At 73.1% G+C, this 26,736-nt stretch carries 23 protein-coding genes and 1 rRNA gene; 9 read left to right on the top strand and 15 right to left on the bottom strand.

What is annotated here, in order from left to right:
• The first annotated feature begins 73 nt into the window (after window positions 1-73).
• Window positions 74-2,059, top strand: a complete 1,986-nt coding sequence (locus AXK60_RS05175) for an HNH endonuclease signature motif containing protein (RefSeq protein ID WP_068570040.1) — start codon at window positions 74-76, stop codon at window positions 2,057-2,059.
• A 43-nt stretch (window positions 2,060-2,102) separates the two neighbouring features.
• Here AXK60_RS05175 and AXK60_RS26180 read toward each other — a convergent pair whose 3' ends face one another.
• Window positions 2,103-3,524 carry an aminotransferase-like domain-containing protein gene (locus AXK60_RS26180; protein WP_068570039.1) on the bottom strand — a complete coding sequence of 474 codons (1,422 nt, stop codon included), beginning with the start codon at window positions 3,522-3,524 and terminating at the stop codon, window positions 2,103-2,105.
• 78 nt (window positions 3,525-3,602) lie between these two features.
• On the opposite strand from AXK60_RS26180, the gene AXK60_RS05165 reads away from it, so the two are divergent.
• On the top strand, window positions 3,603-4,247 hold the full coding sequence (locus AXK60_RS05165; RefSeq protein WP_068570038.1) for a pyridoxamine 5'-phosphate oxidase family protein: 645 nt from the start codon (window positions 3,603-3,605) through the stop codon (window positions 4,245-4,247).
• Here the strand turns inward: AXK60_RS05165 and AXK60_RS25575 are convergent.
• The gene (locus AXK60_RS25575; RefSeq protein ID WP_082777821.1) at window positions 4,133-5,596 is read right to left on the bottom strand and encodes a malate:quinone oxidoreductase; all 1,464 of its coding nucleotides are present in this window, start codon (window positions 5,594-5,596) and stop codon (window positions 4,133-4,135) included. The genes AXK60_RS05165 and AXK60_RS25575 overlap by 115 nt on opposite strands.
• A 109-nt stretch (window positions 5,597-5,705) precedes the next feature.
• On the opposite strand from AXK60_RS25575, the gene AXK60_RS05160 reads away from it, so the two are divergent.
• Genes AXK60_RS05160 through AXK60_RS05140 form a run of 5 tightly spaced genes read left to right on the top strand, consistent with a single transcriptional unit; the run spans window position 5,706 to window position 11,888 of the window.
• Complete coding sequence (locus AXK60_RS05160) at window positions 5,706-6,599, top strand: LysR substrate-binding domain-containing protein (RefSeq protein ID WP_068570037.1); 894 nt, start codon at window positions 5,706-5,708, stop codon at window positions 6,597-6,599.
• A gap of 9 nt (window positions 6,600-6,608) precedes the next feature.
• Window positions 6,609-7,898 (top strand): hypothetical protein, encoded by a 1,290-nt coding sequence (locus AXK60_RS05155; protein ID WP_068982492.1) that lies wholly within the window; start codon window positions 6,609-6,611, stop codon window positions 7,896-7,898.
• Window positions 7,895-8,911, top strand: coding sequence for a hypothetical protein (locus AXK60_RS05150; RefSeq protein WP_068570036.1), 1,017 nt, complete (start codon window positions 7,895-7,897; stop codon window positions 8,909-8,911). Before AXK60_RS05155 ends, AXK60_RS05150 begins: the two co-directional genes overlap by 4 nt.
• Window positions 8,908-10,551 carry a tetratricopeptide repeat protein gene (locus tag AXK60_RS05145; protein WP_068570035.1) on the top strand — a complete coding sequence of 548 codons (1,644 nt, stop codon included), beginning with the start codon at window positions 8,908-8,910 and terminating at the stop codon, window positions 10,549-10,551. The genes AXK60_RS05150 and AXK60_RS05145 overlap by 4 nt, the downstream gene beginning before the upstream one ends.
• Window positions 10,548-11,888, top strand: a complete 1,341-nt coding sequence (locus tag AXK60_RS05140) for a CHAT domain-containing protein (RefSeq protein ID WP_068570034.1) — start codon at window positions 10,548-10,550, stop codon at window positions 11,886-11,888. The genes AXK60_RS05145 and AXK60_RS05140 overlap by 4 nt, the downstream gene beginning before the upstream one ends.
• A 2-nt stretch (window positions 11,889-11,890) precedes the next feature.
• Here AXK60_RS05140 and AXK60_RS05135 read toward each other — a convergent pair whose 3' ends face one another.
• The 10 genes from AXK60_RS05135 to AXK60_RS05090 form a co-directional block, all read right to left on the bottom strand.
• Window positions 11,891-12,337 (bottom strand): lipoprotein LpqH, encoded by a 447-nt coding sequence (locus AXK60_RS05135; RefSeq protein ID WP_068570033.1) that lies wholly within the window; start codon window positions 12,335-12,337, stop codon window positions 11,891-11,893.
• Between the two features lie 101 nt (window positions 12,338-12,438).
• Complete coding sequence (locus tag AXK60_RS05130) at window positions 12,439-13,869, bottom strand: acyl-CoA synthetase (RefSeq protein ID WP_082777820.1); 1,431 nt, start codon at window positions 13,867-13,869, stop codon at window positions 12,439-12,441.
• Window positions 13,870-13,906: 37 nt separating this feature from the next.
• Window positions 13,907-14,863, bottom strand: coding sequence for an alpha/beta hydrolase (locus tag AXK60_RS05125; protein ID WP_068570051.1), 957 nt, complete (start codon window positions 14,861-14,863; stop codon window positions 13,907-13,909).
• A 141-nt stretch (window positions 14,864-15,004) separates the two neighbouring features.
• Window positions 15,005-15,820, bottom strand: coding sequence for a carbohydrate ABC transporter permease (locus AXK60_RS05120; protein ID WP_068570032.1), 816 nt, complete (start codon window positions 15,818-15,820; stop codon window positions 15,005-15,007).
• A complete protein-coding gene (locus AXK60_RS05115) occupies window positions 15,817-16,752 on the bottom strand; it encodes a carbohydrate ABC transporter permease (protein WP_068570031.1) in 936 nt (311 codons plus the stop codon). Before AXK60_RS05115 ends, AXK60_RS05120 begins: the two co-directional genes overlap by 4 nt.
• Complete coding sequence (locus AXK60_RS05110; protein WP_244881035.1) at window positions 16,752-18,011, bottom strand: ABC transporter substrate-binding protein; 1,260 nt, start codon at window positions 18,009-18,011, stop codon at window positions 16,752-16,754. The genes AXK60_RS05115 and AXK60_RS05110 overlap by 1 nt, the downstream gene beginning before the upstream one ends.
• A gap of 57 nt (window positions 18,012-18,068) precedes the next feature.
• Window positions 18,069-19,061, bottom strand: coding sequence for a tetratricopeptide repeat protein (locus AXK60_RS05105; RefSeq protein WP_244881034.1), 993 nt, complete (start codon window positions 19,059-19,061; stop codon window positions 18,069-18,071).
• A 27-nt stretch (window positions 19,062-19,088) separates the two neighbouring features.
• A complete protein-coding gene (locus AXK60_RS05100; RefSeq protein WP_068570028.1) occupies window positions 19,089-22,034 on the bottom strand; it encodes an AMP-binding protein in 2,946 nt (981 codons plus the stop codon).
• Between the two features lie 72 nt (window positions 22,035-22,106).
• Window positions 22,107-22,466 carry a DUF3817 domain-containing protein gene (locus AXK60_RS05095; RefSeq protein ID WP_068570027.1) on the bottom strand — a complete coding sequence of 120 codons (360 nt, stop codon included), beginning with the start codon at window positions 22,464-22,466 and terminating at the stop codon, window positions 22,107-22,109.
• 50 nt (window positions 22,467-22,516) lie between these two features.
• Window positions 22,517-23,743: an acetyl-CoA C-acetyltransferase gene (locus AXK60_RS05090; protein ID WP_244881033.1), complete on the bottom strand. Its 1,227-nt coding sequence runs from the start codon at window positions 23,741-23,743 to the stop codon at window positions 22,517-22,519.
• 52 nt (window positions 23,744-23,795) lie between these two features.
• On the opposite strand from AXK60_RS05090, the gene mce reads away from it, so the two are divergent.
• Window positions 23,796-24,311, top strand: coding sequence for a methylmalonyl-CoA epimerase (gene mce / locus AXK60_RS05085; protein WP_082777818.1), 516 nt, complete (start codon window positions 23,796-23,798; stop codon window positions 24,309-24,311).
• Between the two features lie 80 nt (window positions 24,312-24,391).
• A complete protein-coding gene (locus AXK60_RS05080) occupies window positions 24,392-25,483 on the top strand; it encodes a coiled-coil domain-containing protein (protein ID WP_068570025.1) in 1,092 nt (363 codons plus the stop codon).
• Here the strand turns inward: AXK60_RS05080 and AXK60_RS05075 are convergent, their stop codons facing one another.
• The 3 genes from AXK60_RS05075 to rrf all read right to left on the bottom strand — a co-directional run.
• Window positions 25,484-25,777 (bottom strand): hypothetical protein, encoded by a 294-nt coding sequence (locus tag AXK60_RS05075; RefSeq protein ID WP_068744030.1) that lies wholly within the window; start codon window positions 25,775-25,777, stop codon window positions 25,484-25,486.
• Window positions 25,777-26,472 carry an endonuclease NucS gene (gene nucS / locus AXK60_RS05070; RefSeq protein WP_175399934.1) on the bottom strand — a complete coding sequence of 232 codons (696 nt, stop codon included), beginning with the start codon at window positions 26,470-26,472 and terminating at the stop codon, window positions 25,777-25,779. The genes AXK60_RS05075 and nucS overlap by 1 nt, the downstream gene beginning before the upstream one ends.
• A gap of 150 nt (window positions 26,473-26,622) precedes the next feature.
• Window positions 26,623-26,736: ribosomal RNA gene (gene rrf / locus AXK60_RS05065) — 5S ribosomal RNA — on the bottom strand; the annotation flags it as partial.

Raw genomic sequence — 26,736 nt, 5'->3', positions numbered from 1 at the left:
GCGCTCTCACCCCGCCGCGATTGGATGCGATCTCACCATTGCGACTTGTCTCGAACGGGTGTACTATTGAGACGTGGATCACACGACGGCGTTGGCGAACCTGCCGGAGGCACTGCTGCCTCCGCGGTTGGTCGCTGCCGTCGTCCCCTCGGCGAAGCTCGGAGAGATGCTGGACGAGCAGCGTCGGGTCGAGAACCGCGCCTTCTGCCGAACGATGACGGCGACGTACGCGCTGTTCCGCGACCGGTACGGCGAGCGCGAGTCGGCGTTCCTGTCATCGGACATCGAGCAGGGGGCGGACTTCTACGCACGCCGGCAGGAGCTGTCGCTGGCGTACTCGGCGCTCAAGGCGGAGGTGATGGTCGCCCTGCGTCTCGGCCCCACCGCGGCGGAGACGGCGATCGACCAGGCGATCGGTTTCGTCGAACGGCTGCCGCGGGTGTTCGCGCTCGTCGACGCGAACGTGATCTCCGCGCGCGGCGGGCAGGAGGCGCTGAGCCGGTGCCGCGCACTGTCGACGGCGCAGGCGCTCGAGTTCGACGAACGCCTCGCCACGGTGCTCACGGCCTGCGCGGAGCAGCTGACCGCGATCCCGGCGTTGCGGGAAGCCGCGGACCGGATCGTGCACGACATCGACCCCGCGGCGGCGGAGCGGCGGCGCAAGCAGGCCGAGGAGGATCGCACGTTCACTGTGCGGCCCGCGGACGACGGTATGGCGATGGCGTACGCACTGCTCACCGCACACGAGATCCGGGAGCTCGAGTCCCGGGTCGACGAGGTCGCGGAGACCGCGTGCGACTGCGATCCGCGCACGGCGTCGCAGCGGCGGGCCGATGCGTTCGTCATGCTGTTCCGCGGCTTCACGACGCTGGGGTGCCGATGCGCCGTCCCCGTGTGCCGCTTCGCCCCGATCCGGCGTGAGGGCCAAGAGGATTCCGACGGTGCGCGCGTCGTCATCCGGTACCGCACCCTCGTGCACGTGATCATCAACGAGAAGACCCTCGCCGACCCGGCGGATACCGACGCCGCATACCTCATCGGCCACGGCCCGATCACGGCCGAGCAGGCCCGCGAGATCAGCCTGCGTGACGACGCCGTGATCCGCCCCTTCGGCCAGGAAGTCGACGACTCCCCCACCGCACCCCAGCCGACGCCCGATCCCGCAGCCGATCCAGCAGCGAACACCCCCGCCGAATCGGCTGCGCCGGAGCCGGTCTCGGTGTACCGGTGGTCCGGCATCGATCTGGTGCGCCGTCGTCCGGTGGGGATCCTGCTCGCGGCGCGCTGCCGCCACGCGGGCGCCCCGGCGAACGGAGCGGGTGCCACGGACACGGACGGTGCGGCGCACACCCTGGACTCAGCAGCCTCGGACACTGCAGCAGACACCCGTGACGCAGCGGCCACGGCCGCTGCCCGGCGGCCGCACACTCGCCCCACACCGACTCACTCCCCGCGAGCACTGAGCCCTCGGGCGCTGGTGATCGCGCAGGGCAGCACGGGGTACCGGTTCTCGGCGGATCTGAAGCGGTACTTCCACATCCTGTTCCCCCGCTGCGTGTTCCCGATGTGCACGCGGCCGGCGTCGCGCTGCCAGATCGACCACAGGCGCGAATACGACCACGCCGACCCCGAGCGCGGCGGAGCCAGCACCGCCGACAACGGACAGCCCTTGTGCCTGCCCCACCATCAGCTGAAAACGGCGGGGATCTGGGTCGACGCCCACCTGCCCGACGGCCGCATCCTGTGGACGGGACCGAACGGTCGGCGGGTCGTCGTCGACCCGTCGGGCACGATCCTGGGCCTGTTCCCCGACCTGACCCGCATCACGTGGACGAGTCCGCCGGCGGCACCGTCGAAGCCCCGGAGCCCCGGCGGTCCCACCCGGCTGCAACGCGAACACGAACGGCGCGAACGGATCCGCGATCGGAACCTCGAGGAACTCGAACGCCGCGCACACCCCGGCACGGTCAGCACCGTCGAACGACGCCTCGACGCGGCCCTCGCCGGCACAACACCCGCGTCGCTCCCACCGCCCGACGACGAACCACCGCCCTTCTGACCGTGCCGCCCCTCGCGCGCGCTTCGCTCCGCGGCTACCGCGGCTACCGCGGGGCGAGGAGCCGGATGACGGTGTCCGCGCGCGTCTCCGGGATCAAGGCGTAGGACACCAGCAGACCAGCGTCCTCCCGGGGCCCGGAGTCCTCGGGGCGCGTGCCACCGAGATCCGAGCCCTGCAGCGCGTGCGCGGCGACGGTGCTCGCCCGGTAGCCGTGGACCTCGAGGTTGTCGAGCACTGTGGCCAGCGCATCGGGCGAGCCGAGGTCGAGGGTGAGGTGCAGGCCCGCCTCGACGCCGATCACGTGCGCGTCCGGAACGTGCAGCGCGAGCGCGCGCTGCACCGCGGCCCGGCGCGCGCCGTAGGTCCGGCTGGCCCGCGCGATGTGGTTGTCCCACCCGCCGGAGGAGATGAAATGCGCGAGCATCGTCGCCGCGGTGCCGTCCACGCCCGCACCGGATCCGTTCCCGGCGTTGGGGAGTTCGCGACACCGTTCCGGGAGAACGGTCCAGGCGATCCGCAGCAGCGGGCTGAGCGCCTTCGACGCGGTGCCGATGTAGACCACCGACTCCGGGTCGAGGCGGTGCAGCGCCGGCAGCGGAGCCACGTCGTAGGAGAACTCGCCGTCGTAGTCGTCCTCCACCACGAGGCCGCCCGTCGCACGGGCCCACCGCAGCAGAGCGAGCCTGCGCGACATCGACATCCGCACGCCCGTCGGGTACTGGTGCGCCGGCGTGACGTACACCAGGCAGCGTCGATCGGGGAGGCGGTCGACGACGAGTCCCTCCTCGTCGACGGGGACCGACACGACCTGATTGCCCGTGGCCCGGAAGGCGTCGAACGCCCGCCGGTACCCGGGGTCCTCCATCGCGATCGGCGCACCGAACCAGTCGGCGATCGAGCGGAGCGCGGGGTTCACCCCGGGGAACAGGCGGATGTCCGACGGTGCGCACACCACGGCACGGCTCCGGCGCAGCTGGGCCGCAAGCACCAGTCGGAGCTCGGCGATCCGCGCGTCGAGGTCGGCGGGAGCGGTGAGCCGAGTGGCGTGCCGCCACGAGCGACGCCACCGCCGCTCGTCGATGAGCGCGACGTCCGGCAGACCGGGCTCGAGGCTGATCACCGGCCGCGCCGGTGGCGGGGGCGGCAGCACCGTCGGGACCGTGGACAGCAGAGCGTGCGCGAGACCGTCCGATCCGTCCGCGATCGTCGTTCCGCTCCCCGGCACCGTGCGGGCCACACCCATCGCCGCGAGGGTGTCGTAGGCGACGGTGACCACGCCCCGCGGAACCTCCAGATGCACGGCCAGGGCACGCGACGAGGGCAGACGATCGCCCGGGTGCAGCGTCGCGCGGTCGAGGGCGTCGAGTACGAGATCGACGATCGCCTGGGGAGCGCTCCGGCCGTCGTCGCGCGGCGGCAGCGGCGACGGCCACAGGTCGGGGATCCGAGCGGGAGGCCGGGGCATCACTGAAGAATACTGGTGACCTGTTTCGGCAGAAACTGGCAGCGACAGGACACCGGTATTGGTGCCAGGATCGGTGTCATGGACACACTCACCCGCTACCCCGACCGCGGCGGCGACCGCGCCCTGCTCGACGAGGTGCTCGACGACGGCCTGGTCGCCGTCCTGTCGACGGTGGTCGACGGACTGCCCTGGTCGGTACCCCTCGCCTACGTCCGCGTCGACGACCGCATCGTCCTGCACGGCTCGACCGGCGCGGGCGCGCTGCGCCGGGTCGCGGCGGGCGCCCCGGCCACGCTGAGCGTGACCCACGTGGACGGGCTCGTCGTGGCCGACACCGCCTTCGCCCACTCGATGAACTACCGGTCCGCGGTGGTGCGCGGGATCCTCACGACCGAAGCCGTGGACGCCGCGGAGCTTCTCGATCGGTTCGTCGACGGGCTTCTCCCCGGGCGGAGCGCGGAGCTGCGGGCCAACAGCCGTAAGGAGCTCGCCGCCACGCTGGTCCTCACGCTGCCGATCACGGCGGACAACTGGATCGCCAAACGCCGGATCGGCGGCGCGTCCGCGAGCGAGGGCGGCTGGTCGGGCGTGCTGCCGGTCCGCACCGGCTACACCGCGATCGAGCCCTCGCCGGGAGCCGACGGCGAGGTTCCGGCGTCGGTGCGGGCGGCGTTCGCGGTCGGCCCGTTCGCGAACGGCCCACTCGCGGCCGCGCCCTCCTGATCCGCGTCGAATCCCCAGCGCGCGAGCAGGTCCTGCATGATCGGGACCGCAGTGCTGGCGCCGGGTGAGGCGCCGAGGAGGCCGGCGATGGTGCCGTCGGCTCCGGTCACCAGCTCGGTGCCCTGCTGGAGCACGCCGACGCGGCGGCGGTCGGGGGTGACGAGCTGCGCGCGCTGCCCGGCGGCGATGAGCTCCCACTGCGCCGGATCGGCGTCCGGGTAGTACCGCTGGAGCTGGGCGAACTTCTTCCGCTTCCCGGCGGCCAGCTCCGTGACCAGATACCGCACCAGCGACAGGTTCTGGGCCATCGCCGCAGCGATCACGTGCAGGTTGCCGGGCCGCAGCGTGGTGAAGAAATCGGCGATGCTCCCCCGCTTGAGCAGCTTCGTGCTGAACGTGGCGTACGGGCCGAACATGAGGTGGTCGGCACCGTCGACGTAGCGGCGGTCCAGATGCGGGACGGACATGGGCGGCGCGCCGATCGCGGCCTGCCCGTACACCTTGCCGTCGAGGCGGCGTGCGACGTCGGGGTCCGAGCAGCGCAGGAACGCGGCCCCGACGGGGAGCACCGCGTAGCCCCGCACCTCCGGGACCCGCGCGCTCTGCAGGAGCCGCAGCGCCTTGCCGCCGGCACCCACGAAGACGCGGCGGGCGCGGATCTCGAACCGGCCGTCGGGGCCGCGGCCGCGCACCGTCCAGCCCGCGAGGGTGCGGCGCAGGCGCGTCACCTCGTGCCCGAACCGGACCTCGCCGCCCGTGTCGGTGATGATCGTCGTGAGTCCGCGGGTCAGGGCGCCGAAGTCGACGTCGGTGCCGCCGGGGTGCCGCGTGGCCGCCATGCGGCCCCACATGGAGTCGGGACCGCGGCCCTCCATCACCTGCGGCGCCCACTGCCGGATCGTTTCGGGGTTCTCCGTGTACTCCATCGCAGCGAAGGCCGGGTGCGTGCGCAGGGTCTCGTACCGTTGCCGCAGGTAGGACATGTCGCGTTCGCCGAACACGACGTCCAGGTGCGGGGTCGCGTGCAGGAAGCCACCGTCGAGCCGGCCCGCCGCGACGAGTCCGTCCCACCAGGCACGGGTCCGGCCGAACTGCTCGGCCATGGCGATCGGCTTCGTGCCGTCGGCGGGATCGGGCATGTAGTTGAGCTCGCAGAAGCCGGTGTGCCCGGTGCCCGCGTTGTTCCACGGGCCGCTGCTCTCCGCGGCGAGGGCATCGGCGCGCTCGAGCAGCACGATCCGCAGGTCGGGCCTGTACTCGGCGAGCATCGCGCCGAGCGTCGCGGACATGATGCCGCCGCCGATCAGCACGACATCGGCGTCGAATCCCCGGGTGGAGTGGGTGACCATCGGATCCTCCTGAAAACGGTGGGCGGTACCGCGTGATCGGGTACCGCTCCAGCATCGATCGCCCGCCACTCATCCGTCCAATGAAGTATTGCGGCGATATGATCCGAAGATGGATCGATGGCTGAGCCTGTTCGCCCCACAGCTCCAGGCACTCGCCGAGCTCGCGGCGCACGACGGACACATGACCCACGCCGCGACCGCGCTCGGGATCCCGCAGTCCTCGATGAGCCGGCGCATCCACGCGCTGGAGAACGACCTCGGGACACCCCTACTGATCCACGCCGGGCGCACGGTACGGCTCACCGAAGCCGGGGAGGAGCTCGCGCGCCGGGTCCGGGATCCGCTGCGCGAACTGGAGATCGCGATCGACGCGGTGGTCGGCGAGACCGACGGCGAGCACGGCATCGTCCGGTTCGGGTTCCCGCTGACCATGGGCGCCGGGCTCGTCCCAGACCTACTGGCCGCGTTCCGGCGGGCGCATCCGGGGATCACCGTGACACTCAAGCAGGCCCACGGCTCCGAGCTCGTGCGCGATCTCGAGACCGGATCGCTCGACCTGGCCGTGACGATCCCGCCGCCGGACCGGCTGCCGCACACGATCATCGGGTCGCAGGAGATCCAGGTGGCGCTGCCCCGCGGCCACAGCCTGGCGCACGCCCAAAGGATCCCCCTGGCGCGGTTGCGCGCCGAGACCTTCATCGCCAACCCGGCGAGCTACCACCTGCGGTCCGCCACCGAGCAGTGGTGCGCCGCGGCCGGTTTCACACCCGACATCGCCGTCGAGGTCACCGAATTCGCGACGATCCGCGAGCTCGTCGCGCGAGGCCTGGGCGTGGCCCTGCTCCCCCACGACGACCGCGCACCGTCGGACGTGGTGGAGGTGCCGTTGGCGGGCGAGCACCGCCGGGCGATCGCCCTGGCCAGGGCGACGTCCGCGGTGGCCCCGGCCACTCGCCGCCTGAACGACTTCATCCTCGACTCGGCGGCCCCGGCGCGCCGATAGGGTGGGTGCATGGCACCCCGACCGGCGTCCCCGGCCGCCCCGGACACCGCGCCGGGGCGGGTTGCGCGGGCCACCGTCGTCGCCGCGGTGTGGCGGGAGTTCGGCGACGCCGTGGCGCCGCTCAGCAACCCGGCGGGCCGGCCCACGGCCCGCACGCTGAAGCTGATCGTCGACCCACTGATCGTCCGGCCGGTGCAGAACCCCACCCTCTCCGGCGGCATGCTCGAGCCCGAGCAGGGTGGCGCACTCGCGGATCGGCTGCGCGCCGCCGAGGACGTGCTCGCCGCGACCGCCGCGTGGTTCCTCGCGCTCAAACGGGCCCGCCGCGCGCTCGCCGTCACCGCGGGCAACCCGCAGGACCTCTACTTCCAACGCTGCTTCGAGCTCGCGACCGTGCACGGGCACCCCACCGCGGACGGAGCCGCGATCGCCGAGGACGCGGTCCTGGACGTGCACCGCACCGCCGACGAATCCCTGCTCGCGCAGGTGCGTTCGCTCCTCTCCGACCGGGCCGTGACGGATGCGCTGGGGCGCGCGGTGCGCGCGGCGTGGGCGGAGCGCCCCGCACTCGGGGGCGTCGTCGACGCGGAACGGGTGCGCGGCGCCCTCGACGCGATGGCCGCCGGCGAGGCGGGCGCGCTCGGGGCCCTGGTCGAGGGGCGCGACGGGTCCGCCGCAGCGCGGCGGCTCGAGGACGACGGTGCCGCGCGTGCGCTCGGCCTCACGACGCACGACCGGCCCGCACCGCCCGCGGTCGGGGGGACCGCCGCGAAGCGCGACCTGCCCCGCCCGTTCGACCGGTCGGTGTACGAGCGACTGTTCGCCGACCTGTCCTCGGGCTCCAACCGCGAGGTGTACACGGAGGCCGCCGATCTCGTGGACGACGAGATCGCCCGCTCCGCGGGGGCGTGGCAGCTTGCGCACGAGGAGAGCCGGGTGCTGATGCTGCTCGGCGCGGAGCTGGCGCGCGGGCTCGAGCCCGTGGCGCCCGCCGATCCCGGTGCCGCGCAGGCCCGCCTCCGGGCGCGCTGGGAACGGGAGGCGTACGTGCGCCGCGCCCAACGCCTGCCCGCCGGCGCCGGCGGCGTGCCCGCCGCCGTTCGCGCGGACATCGAGGACGTGCACCGGAACTACCTGCGCCGCCTGTGGGCCCGGTTGCACGGGCGCGAGATCCGCGAGCGCGGTCCGGAGGTCGCCGACGCCTGGGACGTGCTCGACGGCGTGCTCCGCTCGGTCATCATGGACCAGCGGCACCGCTTGCGGCGGGCGCTCACCGACGAGCGATCGGAGTCGGCGTGAACCTCATCGTCCGCGGCGACCACCTCGAGTCGACCGAAGCCACTCCCGCGCCCGTACCGCCGCACCTGGCCGCTGTCGTCGAGGCGCGCGGCGCCCTCCTGGTGTGGCGGATCGACCGGGACGAGCCCCTGCCGGACGCGCTGATCCACGACCACGCCGCCGCCCTCGAGTGGCTGCCGGAGGTGTACGGCCCGATGGTCACCGAGGGGGCGCTGTCGGCCGCAGCACGTCTGGTCCGCCCCGCGGCGAGCGCCGCCGTCGGGGCCGTGCGACGGCTGGCCCACCTCGCCTGGTGCGGCGCGTGGTGGCCCGCCGGGCTCGCGCTGCCCGCCCTGTCCAGCGACCTGCTCGCCGCCGAGACCGCCTTCCGCACCGCGGAACTCGAGTATCTGCTCGACGACCCGGACGCCGTCGAGTACGCGCTCGACGGGGCCCGCCACGCCGTTCGCGCCGCCGAGGAAGCCGACGGTGTGCTCGCCGCCCGGCTCCGTGATCTACTGGAGGACAACGGGATCGCCGCAGTCGCCGTCGACGCCCGGCAGGAGGACTGGGCGCTCGCCGCCGGTCACGGGGCCGCCGGCGCACCTCCGGGGATCACGGTGGCGAGCGGCGCGACGCCGGTGGCGTGGGCGGGTGTACCCGCGCAGACCGTCGCGGCCGACGCGCCGGCCACATGGGAGCTCGTCCAGCACGAGGGCGCGCAGGTCCTGCGCATCGCCGTTCCCGCGGTCGGCCGCGGTGCGCGGTTGATCGCCCGCTTCGGGCCCGAGCCCGTCACCGTCACAGCGGAGTACGACGGTCTCGCGTACCGGGGCGAGACCCCTGCCCCGCCGGCGCTGCTGCGGCTCCGGGCGGAGGAGCGCGTGCTCCGCGTGCACGATGCGCGGATGGCGTCGGCCGCGCCCGACCCGGAGCCCGCCGACGAGCGGGCCGCCGTCCTCGCCTTCGCCGCGACGCGGCTGGCGGATCCGTGGACCGCGGCGGAGCGGGTCGCCGGAGGGGGCGCCCGATGACCGTCCCCGGCAGCGCGACGGGTGACGACACCGCGGCGATCCGGGGCCGGGTGCCCGCATCACCGCGGTGGCGACCGGTGCGGGACCTCAACAACGACGGTGCCGCGCGGATGCACGGCGGCGATGCGGCCGGGGCCGTCGCCCGGCTGGAGGAGGCGGTCGCCCGGACCCGCGGGCACGATCGCGACGGCGAGGCCCTCGACCTGCGCGCGCGGGCCCTGCTCAACCTGGCGGCGATCCGCGAAGGGCGGGGAGCGCCGGCCGACGCCCTCCGCCTCTCCGACGAGGCGCTCGCATGCGCCGACGCCGCGCTCGCACTGATCGGCGACGAGCGGGCGACGCGCACCGTCGCCCTCAACGGCCGGTTGTCGCGGTCCCAGACACTGCTGGCGCTGGACCGCGCCGACGAGGCACTCGCGGAGGTCGACGCCGTCGAACACGACCTGGCGGCGCTCCGGGACGCCGGGAGGCCCGCCGACCAGGACGAGCTGCTGACAGCGTCGCTGCACAACGTGCGGACCGGCCTGTTCATCACGCTGGGGAGGCTCCACGAGGCCGCGCAGGAGGCCAGGCGGACCGTCGCCGCGGCGGTCGTCGTGACGCCGGCGCTGGCGGCGCACGCGTACGCGAACCTCGCGGCGATCGCGCAGGCGACAGGCGAAGGGTCCGCCGAGGAGTACCTCCGGCTCGCCGCACAGCTGCACGGCGACGACGCCGATACCGCCTCCCGTCAGCTCGTGACCGAGAACCTGGCCCGCGCCGCGTTCCAGGACGACCGCGACGACGAGGCCGCGGAACTGTTCCGCAGAGCCGCGGCCATGGCCCGTGAAGCCGGCCTGACGGCGCGCCTCGCGGCCTGCCGCACCGGATCCGCCGCGATCGAGCTGCGCCGCGGCCGCGCGGGCCGGGCCGTGAAGGCCCTGCGCACGCTGATCGACGACCTGGCCGCCGTCGGGGCCGTGCACGAGGAGCGGGAGGCGAACGGCTTCCTCGGCGACGCCCTGTCCGCGCTGGGTCGGTTCGACGACGCGCAGGCCGCGTACCGCCGTGCCCGGGAGCTCACCCGGTCGGTGCACGAGCGCTGTCGGGTCGACCTGCGGCGCGCCGAGGCCTTCGCGGAGCAGTCCGCCGAGACCGACGACCCGGCCGCGCGGATCGAGCTGCTCGAGACCGCCCTGCGCCTCGCCGTCCCCGTGCACCTGACCACCGAGGCCCTGCGCGAGGACTTCCCCGCGGGGCCGGCGCGCGAGCGGTGGGCGGGCGTGGTCACCGCTCCGTCGCGCGAACTGGCCTTCCGCCTCGCGGCCACCCTGGGCCGGTCCGAGCTGCTGCACGATCTCATCGAGAACGCGTCCGCCTCCGCGACGCTGCGCGTCGACGCGGTCGGGGCATCGGTACCGTCGGCCCTCGAGGAGTGGGACGGCGACGAGCCCGGCCTCGCCTGGCCCGACGACGAACTCCCCGCCGCGGCCGCCGGATTCGCCCTGGGCGACGGCGACGGCCCGCTCCTTCGCTTCGCCGCGCCGCCGCGCGTGGTGGCGTTCCCCGGGGCCCCACCGGCGCTCGCCGGGTGGATCGAACACGCCGAGGCGGTGTACGGCGTGCGGGTGCGCTCCGCCGGGTCGGTGGTGTCCTGGTGACGGGCTGGCGGGACGGGCCGGTCGCGTCGACCACCCCGCGCGTGGACGGCACCGAGGTGCTCCGCGACCTCGGTGCGGCGCGTCCGACCGCCCGGCTGCGCCTGGTCGACGCGGGCGACCTGTACCTGGACTGGGTATGGAACCACCAGCTCACCGCTCCGCGAATGAGCGTGATCCCGCGCGATGCGGTCACGCCGGCACTGCTCGAACTGGCTGCGGCAGTGCCGAACCCGCTCTCCGGCGAGAGTGGCCACGACGCCCTCCGACGCGCGCTCGGCGGCGGAGCCCTCCTGGATCCGGACCGCGAGCAGCGGCTCGCGGACGCGCTCACCCGGGCGCTGATCCCCCAGTGGCTCGGCCTCGAACTCAACGCCCTGGAGGCAGCGGACCACCGCCCCCACCTGCGGATCCAGCCGTCGCCGAGCACGGCACAGGTGCCGTGGGAGTCGCTGGGCACGTCGGGGCGCGAGCGCACCGTCGACTCGCTCGACGTGTCGGTGCTGCTCCCGGCGTCGCTGCGCAACGACCCGCTCCGCACGGTCTCGACCTGGGACCCCGACGGTGCCGTGGTCGCCGTGCTCGATCCGGCGGTGCCGGGGTTCCCGGCGGGCGGCGAGCTCGGGAGCGTGCTCGGGACGGTGCCGCCCGGATCGCCCCTCGCCGAGCTCGTCTCGCGCCTGGGCGATCGGCTGCGGCCCGCGGCTGCGGAACCGGCCGCCGCGTTCCGCAGGGGCGACGTCGGGCGGGACGAGTTCGCGCGCCTCCTCGACGGCGCCGCACGCGTTCTGTACGTGGGCCACGTGACTGCTTCGACGCACGCCCTGGACGCGCGACTGCACCTCGCCGATTCCGCCACGGTTCCCGGTAGGGCCACGCCCGTCGGCGGGCATCGCCCGCTCTCCGCGGCGGATATCGCGCTCGGCGCACCGGGTTCCGCGCTGCTGGTCGCGCCGAACCGGGTGGCGCTCGTGGCCTGCGACTCGGGCGGCGACCTGCGGTTCGCCGAGCCGACCGGCCTGGTGTCCGCGTTCACCCACCGCGGCGCGGAGTACGTGACCGCCACTCGGTGGACCCTGCCGACCGACGCGGGCTTCGCCCGGTTCGCGCCCTCGCTCGCGAACGACGCCGAGGGCATGCTCGCCGACGCGGTCTTGGCGGTCGACGCGGCGCACCGGGCGCCCGATCCGATAGCCGCGCTGGGTGATTGGCAACGGAGCCGGCGCCGGCAGTGGACCGATACCGGCGATCCCCGCTACAGCCCCCTCCTGTGGGCGGCGTTCACGACCGCGTGGTCGCCCGCGCCGGCCGGAACGCCGCCCACGTCCCTCCCCCACTGAGATCACTTGCAGGTGACGGCCACCTCGAAGCTCTTCGTGACCAGGCCCGCCGCCGGATTGCTCATGCTGGCGCCCTGCGCCTCACCCGTGACGGTGTACCGCGATCCGTCGACCTTGACGTCCGCCTTGCCGGCGCCCGGCGCGACCGCGAGCGCGGTCCCGTCGAAGACGATGCCGAGGGACTCGACCTTGGGCGGGGTCGCGTCCGAGAGCACGATGCCGACACCCTGCTGGCCGCCGATGGCAGCACTCCCGATGGTGATCCGACCGCCGGACTTGACGCAGGTGACCGATCCGAGATCGAGACCGGGCAGGTCCTTGCCGTCGACCTTCACCGCGGCGTCGCCGCCGGTGGTGGCCTTCGGCTCGGCGTCCGAGCCGCCGCAGGCCGTGAGCGCGAAGGAGCCCGCGGCGAGGACGGTGACGGCGGCGATCAGCGAGCGGTTCATGGCGATGTCCTTTCCTCTGCCGCACCTCGGTGGTGCGGCGCTGGGAACATCACATCGCCGTCGAGCCGCTACCGATCACAGGTTTCGGGCGCCACCGCAGGTCAGCCCAGGAGGAGCTTCTTCTGCACCTTGCCCATCGGGTTGCGCGGGAGGTCGTCGACGAAGCGGATCTCGCGGGGCCGCTTGTGCTTGCTGAGCGTCTCGCCCACGAACGCGATGAGCGCGTCCGCTGCGGCAGCGGGGTCGGCGGGCGGGGCACCGTCGGGGACGACGAAGGCGACGAGGCGCTGCCCCAGATCCTCGTCCGGCAGTCCGACGACGGCCGCCTCCCGCACGTCGGCGTGCCCCAGCAGCGCCGCCTCGATCTCGCCCGCGCCGACCCGGAAGCCGCCGGTCTTGATGAGGTCCGTGGAGGCGCGACCCACGATGCGGTGGAAGCCGCCCGCGTCGATCACGGCGACGTCGCCGGTGTCGAACCAGCCGTCGCCGACCCAGGATTCGGCCGTGGCCTCGGGCCGGTTCAGGTACTGCGTGCCGACCATCGGGCCGCGGATCTGCAGCGCGCCGATGGACTCGCCGTCGTGCGGCACGTCCTCCCCCGCCTCGGTCCGAAGGCGCGACTCGACCCCCGTGATCGGCAGGCCGACCCAGCCCGGGCGGCGCTCTCCATCGGCACGCGCACTCACGGTGATGAGCGTCTCCGTCATCCCGTACCGCTCGACGATCTCGTGGCCCGTGAGCTCGCGGATCTTCTCGAAGACGGGCGCGGGCAGCGGCGCGCTACCGGAGATCAGCAGGCGCGCAGCACGCAGCGCCGCAGCGGATTCCGGATCGCGGGCGATCCGCGACCACACGGTGGGGACGCCGAAGTACATCGTGCCGCCCGCCGCCGCGTAGGCCTCCGGCGTGGGCCTGCCCGTGTGCACCAGCGGGCTGCCCACGCGCAGCGGCCCCAACACGCCGAGGATGAGTCCGTGCACGTGGAACAGCGGAAGGCCGTGCGCGAGCGTGTCGTTCGCCGTCCAGTTCCAGGCATCGGCGAGACCGTCGATGCACGTCGCGATCGCCTCGCGGCGGATCGGGACGCCCTTCGGGGCGCCGGTCGTGCCCGAGGTGTACATGATCAGCGCGGTCGCGCGGGCCGGCGGCTCCGGCAGAGCGTGCCAGCCGCGGGCGTGCTCGCGGACCGGGACCGCGGGCAGCCCGTGCGGATCCTCGGGCGTCGCGCCCAGCCAGGCCTGGGCGGCGGAATCGGTGAGGACGTGCGCGATCTCGGCGCTGCCGGAATCGGGCGGGACGGGCACGACGGGGACGCCGGCACGCAGCCCGCCGACGATGGCGATGACGGTGGCGAGCGTCGGCTCGGCCCACACCGCGACGGGGCCGCGCACGCCGAGGCCGTTCAGCCGCTCGGCGACGGCGGTGGTGGCGCCGATCAGCTCGGTCCGCGTCAGCGTCCTGCCCCCGACGGTGACGGCCGGCTCACCGTCGGAGCCGGGCGGGACGGGGGTCACGGTGTGCGGCAGCAGCATGGCTCCAGCCTATGCCGACACGCCGCAGACGGCCCCGCTACGCCGCGCGGTGCTGCAGGCGCGCGTCGAACGCGGCCTCGAGGAACAGCGCCGTGATCTGCACGGCCTGCTCGCTCTCCGGCGTCACGCCGGCGAGCACGGGGAAGGCGTGCACGCCGCCCTCGTAGAGGTGCAGGTCACAGAGTTTGCCGGCGCCGTCGAGGCGGGCGTGCAGACGCTCGGCGTCGACGCGGAGCATTTCGTCCGTACAGGCGATCACCAGCGCCGGCGGGAACGCGGCGGGGCTGATCTCCGTGGCGTCGTCGTGACCGCGCGGATCGACGGGGCCGCGGTCGAAGAACTCCCGCAGGCCGCGCAGCTTGCCGGCCGTGAGGTAGGCGTCGTCGATGTCGTAGCGCGGGTCACCGTCCTCGACGGTGGGCGTGAGCAGCGGAGAGAAGCCGAAGTAGGCCGCCGGGGCCGGCGCTGCGTCCAAGTAGGCCAGCTCGAGGACCTTCGCGGAGATGTAACCGCCCGCGGAATCGCCGCCGACCGCCACCTGGCGGTACCGGCCCGAGTCGACGACGGCGCGGTACACCCGGTAGCCGTCCTCGACGGACGTGCCGATGCCCACGTCGGGCAGCTGGCGGTAGTCGACGTTGTAGACGGTGACGCCCAGGGACCGGGCCAGCGCGGCCGCGACCCGACGGTGCGTCGCGGGGCCGCCCGCGAGGAAGGCGCCGCCGTGGTAGTAGCAGATCGCGACGTCGGTGCGCAGGTCACCCGCGGTGGGCACGAGCCGCTCGACCTGTACGCCGGCGAGCTCCATCCTGTCGATCTCGACATCGTCGGGCATCCACCCGATGAGGTTCGCCAGCCGCTCGCCCAGCGCGGGCACGCCGAAGGTCCAGGACCGCACGGGGTACAGGGCGATCAGGGGCCGCAGCAGCAGCTTGGCTCCCGCGATCGCGAGCGCCGACTGGGCACTCACGCCGCGATGCGCGGTCACAGACATCGTCGTCTCCTCTCGCCCGACCACCGGGGCCGGACAGAACCGGTTCAGACTAAGCGCAACAGCGACCTCGATCCAGCACATCTGCTGGTTTTCCGCACGCACGTGTCTCGCTCGGCGCACCGGGACCGACGGTGACCCGGGTCACCCGGAGATGCCGCTGCGCTCCACGCCCGCCGCTATCCATCGCTGCGCTACCAGGAAGAACGCCAGGAGCGGGGCGATCGATACCAGCGCGGCCGCGAACATCGCGGGCACGTTCACGGACTGCGCGGTGATGTAGCTCGACAGCACCAGCTGCACGGTCCAGGACTGCGGATCCTGGCCGATCACCAGCGGCCACAGGAACGCGTTCCAACTGCCGACGAAGGTGATCGTGGCGACCGCGGCCGTCACCGCGCCCGCGCCCGGCAGGGCGACGCGCAGGAGGATCCGGGCGGGGCCTGCACCGTCGAGTACGGCGGCCTCCTCGAGCTCCCGGGGGAACCCCAGGAAGTGCTGCCGGAACAGGAACACCGCCGTGGCCTGGAACAACCCGGGCACCACCAGCCCCTGCAGCGACGACACCCAGCCGAGCGAGGAGACCATGACGAAGGTCGGCACGAAGGTGACCGCGGCGGGCACCAGCAGCGTCGCCAGCACCACCCCGAACACCGCCCCCGCGTACGGGACCCGGATCCGCGCGAAGGCGTACCCAGCGGGCAGGGCCAGCGCAACCGTCCCGAGCGTCTGGAGCAGCGCGACGACCGTCGAGTTGAGCAGCGCGCGGCCGAGCGGCCGGGCATCGTCGGAGAAGACCTCCCGCAAGTTGCCCCAGACGGGCGCCCGGAGCCCCCACGACCCCGTCGCGACGTCCATCGACGTGCCGAGGGCGCCGCGGACCAGCAGGTACAGGGGCACCAGGAAGAGCACTGCGAGTCCGGTCAGGATCAGGTAGCGGGCGACGCGGGACACGGTCATCGGGGGTCCCTCCGCCCGAGCAACCCCGTCAGCCTGCCCTGGAGCAGGGCGAACAGGGCGATCAGCACCGTCAGGATCACCCCGCCCGCACCGCCGCTGCCGAAGTCCTGACCGTTGCCGACGGCCACGTAGTACAGGTAGACCAGCGGCGGCCGCGCGTACGGCGGGTACCCCTGCGCGGTGGCCATGACGCCGTAGAACTCGTCGAAGGCCTGGAAGGCGTTCACGGTGGCCAGCAGCAGCACCGCGACGGACACCGCGCGCAGCTGCGGGAAGGTGATCCGGGTGAAGGTGGTCCAGCCGGACGCACCGTCGAGCGCGGCGGCCTCGTACAGATGCCGCGGCACCCGCTGCAGCGCCGCGAGGAACAGGATCATGTAGAAGCCCAACTGCAGCCACAGGCGCACCGTCACCAACACCAGCCAGTACCAGGGCGGGTGCACCACCGACAGCCACGCGACCGGCTCGAGCCCCACCGCGCGCAGCGCCGTGTTCGCCACGCCCGTGGGCACGCCCGGAAAGATCGCCCCGCGCCAGATCAGCGACGCCGCAACATAACTGCACGCCATCGGCAGGAAGAAGACCGATCGGAAGAAGCGCTGGAACAGCCGCACCCCGTTCACCAGGACCGCCAGCGCGAGCGAGCCGGCGAAGGTCAGCGGGACGACGATCACGGCGAACACCACGAACGTGACCAGACTCGAGCGGAAGGCCCGGTCGCCCAGCATGGCGCGGTAGTTGTCCAGTCCGACGAAATGCGTCGGGGTCACCGTGTTGCGGGCCTCGAACAGACTCAGCCACACGCTCCACCCGATGGGGACGACGACGAACATCGCCAGTCCCGCGAGGAAGGGCCCCGCCAGCACCCAGAACCACAGGTGCGGCGAGTCGCGCCACCCGCCCCTCTCGGGCCGTGCCGAGAGCGCGCGCATCAGCTCGGGAACCGCTCGAGTTCCTTCTCGACCACCGTCGCGACGCCCCGCAGCTCGGTCATGGGATCGGCGCCGCCCCGGATGATCCGGTCGAGCGCGTCCCGATACGCGGCGGCACAGCGCGACGTCCACAGCAGCGGCGTCTGGGGATGGCCCACGGTGTTCACGAGATCGGCCGCCTCGCTGTACAACCCGGTCGCCAGCTTGGTGGCGCGCGGCAGCAACGAGCGCCGCGCCGGGACGTGCAATCCGTAACTCTGCGCCCAGTCCAGCTGCAGGTCCGTGCGCTCGACCCACAGCCACTGCACGAACTTCTTCGCCCGTGCGACATCGCCCTTCGCGTTCACCGCCGCACCGTACGCGCCGAAGGGCACGCTGGTGCCGCCGTTCGCGCCGATCGCGGGGAAGGCCCGGACGCCGACATCGTCGCCCAGCGCCGCCGTGATCGCGGGCAACGCCCACAGCCCCGTCCACTGCATCGCGGTCTGGCCCGCGATGAACGCCCCGGGATCGGACCAGTCCTGCGGCGCGCCCAGCAACAGGTCGCCCGAGGTGAACAGCGCGCGCATGGTCCGCAGGCCCGCCGCGACCTCCTCGTCGACGAAGCCCGGCTTGCGCTCGGGAGTGAGGTAGTCGTGGCCCGACGACCACAGCAGCACACCGCCGAGCACGTCCGCGCCGCCGGTGTTCCCCAGGAACAGGCCCTTGGTGGTGCCCTTGTTGAGCGCCCGCGCCGCCGACACCAGTTCGTCGAGCGTCCGGGGCGGCACGACGCCGGCCTGCTCGAGCATCGACCGCCGGTACACCAGCAGCTGCATGTCCGTGACCTGCGGGATCCCGTAGACGCGGCCTCCGTGGGTCATCCGGTCCAGCAGCGCCGGCGTGAAGTCCGAGCGCGCGTCGCCCAGCACGTCGGTCAGGTCCGCGACCCGACCCGACGTGATCATGTCGATCGTGGGGCCGTTGGCGGACTCGAAGACGTCCGGGCCGTCGCCGCTCACCAGCGCCGAGGAGATCTTCTGGTCGTAGTCGCCGGGGAACGAGCTGACCCGGACCCCGCCGCCGGGGTACTCGGACGCGTAGCGGGCGAGCGCTTCGGGCGCGCCCTTCTCGCCGTACTGGTGGAACCAGGCCCGCAGGTCGCCCGCGGCACCACCACCGCGGCCGGTGTTACCGCCGCACGCCGCGAGAGCGCCAGCGAGGGCGAGGCCGCCGATCCCCGTCAGCATCGAGCGACGGGACATGCTGAAGTCAGACACGGGGGTAAGTATCGCAAACCCACGGCGTGCGGGCTCCCCGGACGCCGCCGAAGCCCTTTAGAACAGCGCGGCCGCCAGGCCCCGGCGGGCCTCCAGCACGGCGGGATCCGCCGGGTCGAACAGGTCGAAGAGCTCGAGCAGGCGGGTGCGCAGTGCGGTGCGGTCGTCACCGAAGGTGGTTCGGATCGCGGTGATCAGTCGACCGAAGGCGCGCGCCGGCGTGCCCGCCAGCAGCTCCTCGTCGGCCGCGGCGAGCGCGAGCTCCACCGCTTCCGCGCCGGTGGCGCCCGTCGCGGCGTCCGCCCGCTCGATCGCACCCGGCTCGCCGCGAGTGGCCCGTGCGAAGAAGGCCATCTGCTTCGCCGCGGCCGACGCATCCGCATCGCCCGGGTCCGCGTGCAGGATCGCCTCGTAGGCGGCGCGGGCGCCGTCGTAATCGCCGTCGGCCGCGAGCTGTTCCGCCGCCTCGCGCCGCGGGTCCGACGGTGCCTCCCCCGCGCCCGTGCCACCGGCGCCGCCGAACTCCGGCGGGAGCTGGGCCAGGACGTCGTCGAGCCACTGCCGCGCCGCCGCCTCCGGCTGCGCGCCGGCGAACGCGGTCACCGCGCGACCCCCGGCCACCGCGATCACCATCGGCACCGACTGCGCGCCGAAGGCCTGCGCCACGCCGGGCGCACCGTCGACATCGACCCGGGCGAGCGTCCACCGGCCGCCGTCCGCGGCGACGAGCTTCTCCAGCACCGCCGACATCGCCTGCGACTGCTCGCTGTAGGACGCCGACAACAGCACCACGACCAGCGAGCCGGCAGACCGGTCGATCACGTCGACGGGGAAGCTCTGGTCCGTCACGTCGACGATGCCGGGCCCGGGCGCACCGTCGGCCTGCGTCGCCGGGGCCGACGGTGCGGGCCCGGCCTGCTGCGCGGCCTTCGCCTCCGCGCGGGCCTTGAGGCCCGAGAGGTCGACCGCCCCCGCCATCGCCGCGGCGGTGCGGAGCGCCCGCTCCTGGTCCTGCCTGGAAGCGCCACGAGGGGCGCGCGGTGTAGTCACCACTCCATCTTGGCACGGCCCCCGGAATCAGACGTAGCGCTGCAGGTCCACGTCGAACCGCCACGACGTGGGGCCGGGCGCGGGCATCCCGCGGGCGGCCAGAGCGCCGCGCCGGGGCCGGTACCAGCTGGTGAGCGGCACGTCGTCGACCACGTGCACCGCATCCGGGTACTGGCCGTGGCGGCCCGCGAAGGTGTCGGTGATGTCGTCGGCGGTGAGGGTGGCGTCGTCGCGGAGCGTGACCGCGGCGACGACGCGGGGCGGACCGTCGGGCTGCTCGCCCGGGACCTGGTACGCAACGGCCTGTTCGACCTGGCCGAGCTGCTCGAGGACGTCGGTGACGGGGATCGAGTAGACCGGGCCGCGCTCGGTGACCGCGACCGTGCGGACGTCGTCGACGAGCCAGAAGTCCCCGTCCTCGTCCTGGCGGAACAGGTGGCCCGTCGAGAACCACGCGTCGCCCGGCCGGAAGACGCCGCGCAGCAGCACGTCCCGGTGGGTGGTGTCCGGATCCGCGCGGCCGATGAGCACGCCCACCTCGCCCTGCTGGACCTCCTGCAGGAAGCCGTCGCCGTTCTCGACGAACCGTCCGGTGTCGAAGTAGTAGTCGACGAGCGCCACCTCGGCGCTGCCGGGCAGGCTGCGGCCCTTCGCGCCCGGCTTGCCGCCGCGGACCTTGGCGAGCACGATCTCGCCCTCGGTCGAGGCGTAGAACTCGACCACCTGCGCGCTGAACGCCTCGCCGACCCGGCGGGAGAGCTCGGCCGACATGCCGGAGCCGATGAACGCGCGGACGGGGTGGTAGCGCGGGACCTCGAGGCGCGGATCGTCGAGCACCGCCCGCATGAGGTTCCAGGTGTAACAGACCACGGTCACGCCGTACCGTTGCACCTCGACCATGAACCGGTCCGGGTCGAAGTCGCGGGTCAGCGCGATGCGCGAGCCGCCGGCCAGGGCGCCGCCGAGGCTCGTCATGAGCCCGGAGCTGTGGCTGAGCGGGGTCAGGCAGTAGACGGTGTCGCTCTGCGAGAGCCGCGTCGCCGACGCGGTGCCGAACGCGGACAGCGCCCACCGACCGTTCGTGACCCGCTTGGCGCGGAGCCTGCCGCCGACCTCGGAGAACATCACGAACGCGAGGTCGCGCCCCAGGCCCGCGTCCGGCCGGTACCAGCGCGGGATCCGCACGTTGTCGGGGTCGACCTGCTCGAGGTCGACGAGCTCGGCGTCCAGGTCCTGCCGCGCCGCCCCCGGACGGTCGCGGCGGTCACCACCGCCGACGACGAAGACGCGCTCGGCGACCGCGACGGCCTCCTCCGCGTGCTCGGGATCGGTGATGACCGAGGTCGCCTCGCCGAGACGCAGCGCGGCCGCGTAGTCGGTGCCCGGAGGGAGCAGCACCACCACGGCGCCGAGCCGCGACAGCGCCGCCATGACGACCAGCGCCGAGGGGCGGGTGTGCATGAGCACGCCCACGTGCTCGCCCTGCCGCACCCCGACCTGCAGCAGGCCGCTGACCACGCGGTCGATGCGCTCGTTGACCGCGTGCTTGGTGTGCACCCGGTCCTCGTAGAGGAACAGCTCGCCGTGCGGGTCGCTCGCGGCCTGCTCCGCCAGGAGCTTGCCGAGCGAGACCTGCGTGTGCGCCTGCAGCTGCCCCAGGCGCGCCAGCTTCGGCAGGCCGCGGGTGACCTCGCGGGCCACCGCCGTCGCGCCCGCGGCGGTCGCGGAGGCCGCGTCGAGCAGGTCGCGCGCCGCCACGAAGCCGACGGTCGCGAGCCCGCCGACGCCCGCCACCAACGGATTCACGCCGGCGTCGCGGTCGTCGTCGGGCTGCATGGCGACGATGTTCTCGGGCTCGGGGCCGCGCCCCTCCTGCCAGAGGATCCACTGCGACACCGTCGGATAGGTGACGGCGCCCGCCGAGCTGCCGACGACGAGGCCGAAGTGCCCCGCGGAGACCTGCGCCTCGTACACCGTCGCCTTCGGGGCGGCCTGCAGGATGCCGCGCACCGCGCTGGGCCGGCCGATCTGATCCGACAGGCCCACGAAGGCGAGCACCGGGCTGGTGATGGACGCCAGCGAGACCGCGTCACCGTCGATCGCGAAACCGCCGGTGAGCATGCGGTTGTGGACGACGAACTGCTTGAGCAGGTCGGCGACCGCGGGGCCGGAGTAGGCGACCCAGCCGTCGGCCTCGAGGAAGCGCCGCTGGTCCTCGCGCGGCAACAGGGCCGAGCGGTCGTGCAGCTGCCGCACGAAGTCGATCCGCGAGCGGACGGCCTTCACGGGGTTGAGCATCTCGAAACCGCGCTGGACCATCCAGCTCGGCAGGTAGAAGCGGTTGAAGACGTGGTCGGCGACGAACTCGGCGCCCTTGTTCACCAGCGCGGGCGGGGCGCCCAGGGGCAGCCCGGCCGAGATGTCGACGGGGCTGCCGAAGGTGACGAGGCTGGCGATCGACCGCGACCGCCGGTAGGCCGCGACCTGGTAGCAGAACATGCCGCCCTGCGAGTAGCCGCCGATGTGCACGTCGCGGCCGCGGAACGCCGCGATCTGGTCGATCGCGCGGGAGATCGCCACGACGTGGTCGGCGAGGTTGCGCTCGAGCCCGCCCTCCTCGCGGTCCGGCGAGCCGAAGTCGATGACCCACGGATCGAGGCCGGCGCGGTGCAGCACCGAGACCGCGCCGTTGTGCTCGGTGACGTCGAAGACGTTGGCGTCGACCATCATCGGCGGGACCAGCAGGATCACGGGGCGGTCGTCCGCCGACGGTGCCGGGGCGCGGTCCGCGAAGTAGCGCCGCAGCCGGTACATCGGAGAGCGCTCCAGCACCGAGTACTGCGAGGGCTTCTGCCCCGTCTCGAGACCGCCCTGTGTGAGCACCTCGAAGCCGTTGCGCGCGGTGGCCGCCAGGCGGTTCACCGAGGCCTCGAGGGCCCTGCCTCCGGGAAGTCCGCCCAGGATGTCCACCATGTCCCCGTCCTCCGGTCGACTGACGTCTCGGTCAGCGAATCAACGTACCCGCAGCCCCGGAGCCGCGGTGACCTAACGGCCGATCGCGTCGGCGGGCTCCGCCGCCGTCGCCGCGGTGGCCGGGGCGTCGAGCTTGCCGGCGCGCTGCGCCCACACCTCGAAGACCACCGAGCAGAACGGAAGCACAGTGGCCACCAGGCCGAGCAGCAGGGTCTTGACGTCCCACGCGCGGGCCCGCGCCACCGCGAGGGTCAGCACGACCAGCACGATGAAGACGATGCCGTGGGTCATGCCGGGCTTGGCCACGGCCTCCTCGTTCCCTCCGACCCACTTGCCGTACATGCCGATGAGCAGCCAGACCCAGGTGAGGGCCTCGAGGAAGGCGACGACCTTGAAGGCCGCGACGATCTTGGACGCGATGGACTCGTTCATGGGTTCCTTACTGCGCGAGGACTACTGCGCGAATGGTTCTGCGCGAGCGACTACTGCGCGGGGACGGTGATGATCAGCGCGTCGCCCTGGCCGCCGGCGCCGCAGAGGCCGGCGGCACCGGTGCCGCCGCCGCGGCGGGCGAGCTCCAGGGCGAGGTGCAGGACGATGCGGGCGCCCGAGGCGCCGAGGGGGTGGCCGATGGCGATGGCGCCACCGTCGACGTTGACCTTGTCGGCGTCGACGCCCAGGTCCGCGGTGGACGCGAGGCCCACGGCGGCGAAGGCCTCGTTGATCTCGAGCAGGTCGAGGTCCGCCGGCGTGATGCCCTGCTTGTCACAGGCCTTCTTGATGGCGTTCGAGGGCTGGTGCTGCAGCGACGAGTCCGGGCCGGCGACGACGCCGTGCGCGCCGATCTCGGCGAGGTAGGGCAGGCCGAGCTCCTGCGCCCGGCTGCGACGCATCACGACGACGGCGACCGCGCCGTCGGTGAGTTGCGAGGCGTTGCCGGCGGTGATGCTGCCGTCCTTGGCGAAGGCCGGACGCAGCTTGGCGAGCGACTCGGCAGTGGTGTCGCCGCGCACGCCCTCGTCCTCGCTGACGCGGATCGGCTCGCCCCGGCGCTGCGGGATCTCGACGGGGACGACCTCGTCGGCGAACTTGCCCGCGGCCCAGGCCTCGGCGGCCTTGCGGTGCGAGTCGGCGGCGAACGCGTCCTGCTCCTCGCGGGAGTACGTGACGGTGTCGGTGGCGTTGAGCTGCTCGGTGAGTCCACCCATCGGCTGATCGGTGAAGACGTCGTGGAGGCCGTCGTACGCGGTGTGGTCGAGCATCTCGATGCTGCCGTACTTGTGGCCCTCACGGCTGCCGGTGAGGATGTGCGGCGCCTGCGTCATCGACTCCTGGCCGCCGGCGACGACGACCTCGTACTCGCCCGCGCGGATCAGCTGGTCCGCGAGCGCGATGGCGTTGATGCCCGACAGGCACATCTTGTTGATGGTCAGCGTGGGCACGTCCCACGGGACGCCGCCCGCGACCGCGGCCTGGCGCGCCGGCATCTGTCCCGCGCCCGCGGTGAGGACCTGGCCCATGATCACGTAGTCGATCGTCTCCGGATCGATACCGCTCTTGTCCAGGGCGCCGCGGATCGCCACCGCGCCGAGGTCGGTGCCGGACTGCGACTTGAGCGCGCCGAGCAGCTTGCCGAAGGGCGTCCGAGCGCCGGCGACGATGACCGTCGGATCGTTGCTGGGATCCTGATGAGATGCGGACGGAGCCACTTCGTTCCTCCTCGTGGGCATGGGTCTTCCACCTCAAAGCTACATTCGAGGCATGACAGAGAGCCAATCGCACGGATCCGATCACACCGCCCACGGCGAGCACCCCGCCGCCCACGGCGTCCCCGCCGAATACGTCCTGGGCATCGACCACGTCGGCGTCGCCGTGTCCGATTTCGACGCGGCGCTCGAGTGGTACGCCCGCGTGCTCGGCATGGTGTGCACCCACGAGGAGATCAACGAGGCCCAGGGCGTCCGCGAGGGCATGCTCTCCCCCGCCTCCCTCCTGGCTGCCGACGGCGCACCGTCGACCGCGGCGCAGCTGCAGGTCCTCGCTCCCCTGACCCCCGAGTCGACCATCGCCAAGTTCCTCGACCGCAACGGACCGGGCATGCAGCAGCTCGCGTACCGGGTCAGCGATCTGGCGGCGGTGACGGCGCACCTGCAGGAGCAGGGCGTGCGGCTGCTGTACGACGCCCCCCGCAACGGCACCGCCGGGTCGCGGATCAACTTCCTGCACCCGAAGGACGCCGGGGGGATCCTCGTGGAGCTCGTCGAGCCCGCCTCCTGACGGTGGGCACCGGCCCCGGGAATCGGACCTTTTGCGACTGCTGACGCCGCGCACACGGGGCGCCCACGTACCATCGGAGCATGGCGAATTCGGACAACATCGCGGGCGGCCCGGCGCCCGCACCGTTCGCGGTGGTCCTGCGCGGATACGACCGCGACCAGGTCAGCGAGCAGTTCCACCGCTACCAGGCTGAGCTGCGGGTTCTCGCGGCCGACCGCGACGCCGCCTCGGCGCACGCCCGCGAGCTCACCGACCTGCTCGACGAGGCGCAGGACGAGATCGACAACCTCCGCCGCGAGGTCGACCGCCTCAGCGTTCCGCCCACGAGCGCCGAGGGCATGAGCGACCGGATCGCCCGCATGATGCGCCTCGCGTCCGACGAGGCCTCCGAGATCCGCGCCGCGGCGCAGAACGAATCCGCCGAGGTGCGCTCGCTCGCCCGCCAGGAGGCGGAGACCACCCGCCGGGAAGCTGACCGGATCCGCTCCGACATGACCTCGCGCCGGGAGGCCATGGAGCAGGAGCACGAGTCCACCATGACCCGTGCCCGCGAGGAGGCGGACCGGATCAAGGCCGAGGCGGAGGCCGAGGCCGACAAGCTCTCGCGGTCGGCCGCGGAGAACCGCGAGCGCGTCCAGGACGACTTCGACATGGCCATGTCGATGCGGCGCGACAAGGCGATCAGCACGATCACCGAGCTCGAGGAGGCGTCCAAGACCGAGGCCAAGGACCGCATCGACGCGGCCAACGAGCGGTCGGAGCAGACGCTCAACACCGCGAACGCGACGGCGGAGCAGAAGCTCGAGGACACCAACACCCGCATCGCCACGCAGGTCGCCAATGCGCGCCGGATCACCGAGGACATGCAGGCGCTGCGCGCGTCGATCCTCGACCAGCTCGAGACGGTGCGCCGTCAGCTCTCGCTGGTGCCCGAGGCGCTCGCCACGGGTGACAACGAGACGCCGGTGGTCGAGAAGCGGATCGAACCGGCCGCCTACGAGGCCGCCACGCCGCCGAAGGCCGACCACGTGACCGACGACGGGCCCACCGCCGCTCAGCGCGCGGAGAAGGTCCTCGGTGCCGACGACTTCGCCTCCGTCGACACGGTCGCCATCAAGACCTCGCCGGCCACCGACGACACGGTCGCGATCAACACCGTCGCCAAGCGCTGATCAGCGCGACCGCCGGCCGGCCTCGCGGCGCCAGCAGCCACTGTGCCAGTGCCGGCGGTCGGTGACCCCGCCGATGTCCGCGGACGGCCACACGACCACGTGGGCCGTGCCCACGGGGATCAGCTGATCGCACCCGGGGCAGCGGTACTCCTTGGCGGCGCCGCTGCCGGTGACGGTGCGCACCTGGTAGGCCTCGTCGCCCAGTTCGATCCGGGACCCGAAGCCGCCCGTGCTGAGCGGACGGTGGTCCCCCCGGGCGGCCGCCCGCTTCCGGGACACGGGCCTGCGCCCCATCAGAAGAGCTTGTAGGACGTGTCCTCGGTGCCGCGCAACACGTCGTAGTCGACGGTGACGCAGCGGATCCCACGATCCTCCGCCAGGGTCCGCGCCTGCGGCTTCACCTGCTGCGCTGCGAGGATGCCCGTGACGGGCGCGATGAGCGGATCCCGGTTCAGGAGCTCGAGGTAGCGGGTGAGTTGCTCCACGCCGTCGATCTCCGCGCGGCGCTTGACCTCCACCGCGACCGTCCCGCCGTCCGCGTCACGGCACAGCAGATCGACGGGCCCGATGGCCGTCATGTACTCGCGGCGGATGAGCGTGTAGCCCTCGCCGAAGGTCTGGGTGTGCTCGGCCAGCAGCTCCTGGAGGTGCGCTTCGACGCCGTCCTTCACCAGGCCCGGGTCCACGCCCAGATCGTGGCTGCTGTCGTGCTCGATCTCGCCGATCAGGATGCGCAGCTGTTCCTCCGCCTTGTTGCGCACGATCCACAGCTGGTGCCCCTCGGGCACGTCCTTGGACTCCTCGTCCGACGGTGCCGTCTCCAGCCAGCAGGGCGGGCTCATCCAGTTCAGGGGCTTGTAGGCACGATCGTCCGCGTGGATGCTGACCGAGCCGTCCGCCTTGACGAGGATCAGCCGGCGGGCCATCGGGAGGTGGGCGGTGAGCCGGCCCACGTAGTCGACCTGGCATTCGGCAATCACGACACGCACGGGCTCCACCTTACGGTACGGGTTCGACGGTGCCCCGTTCCCGGGGCACGGGGTCCTCCCGTGGACAGGACTGCGGATACGACGAAACCCCCGGAGGCGGGGGCATTTCTGCTCACCGGCCTCCGAGGGCTCGTCCTGTATCTAATTTTAGTCCGGCGGTGTCCTACTCTCCCACACCCTCACGAGTGCAGTACCATCGGCGCTGAAGGGCTTAGCTTCCGGGTTCGGAATGGAGCCGGGCGTTTCCCCTTCGCTATGGCCGCC

The organism is Tsukamurella pseudospumae, from assembly GCF_001575195.1.
GTDB lineage: Bacteria > Actinomycetota > Actinomycetes > Mycobacteriales > Mycobacteriaceae > Tsukamurella > Tsukamurella pseudospumae.
The sequence above is the reverse complement of the archived record's forward strand: the minus strand, read 5'-3'. Positions and strand labels throughout refer to the sequence as shown.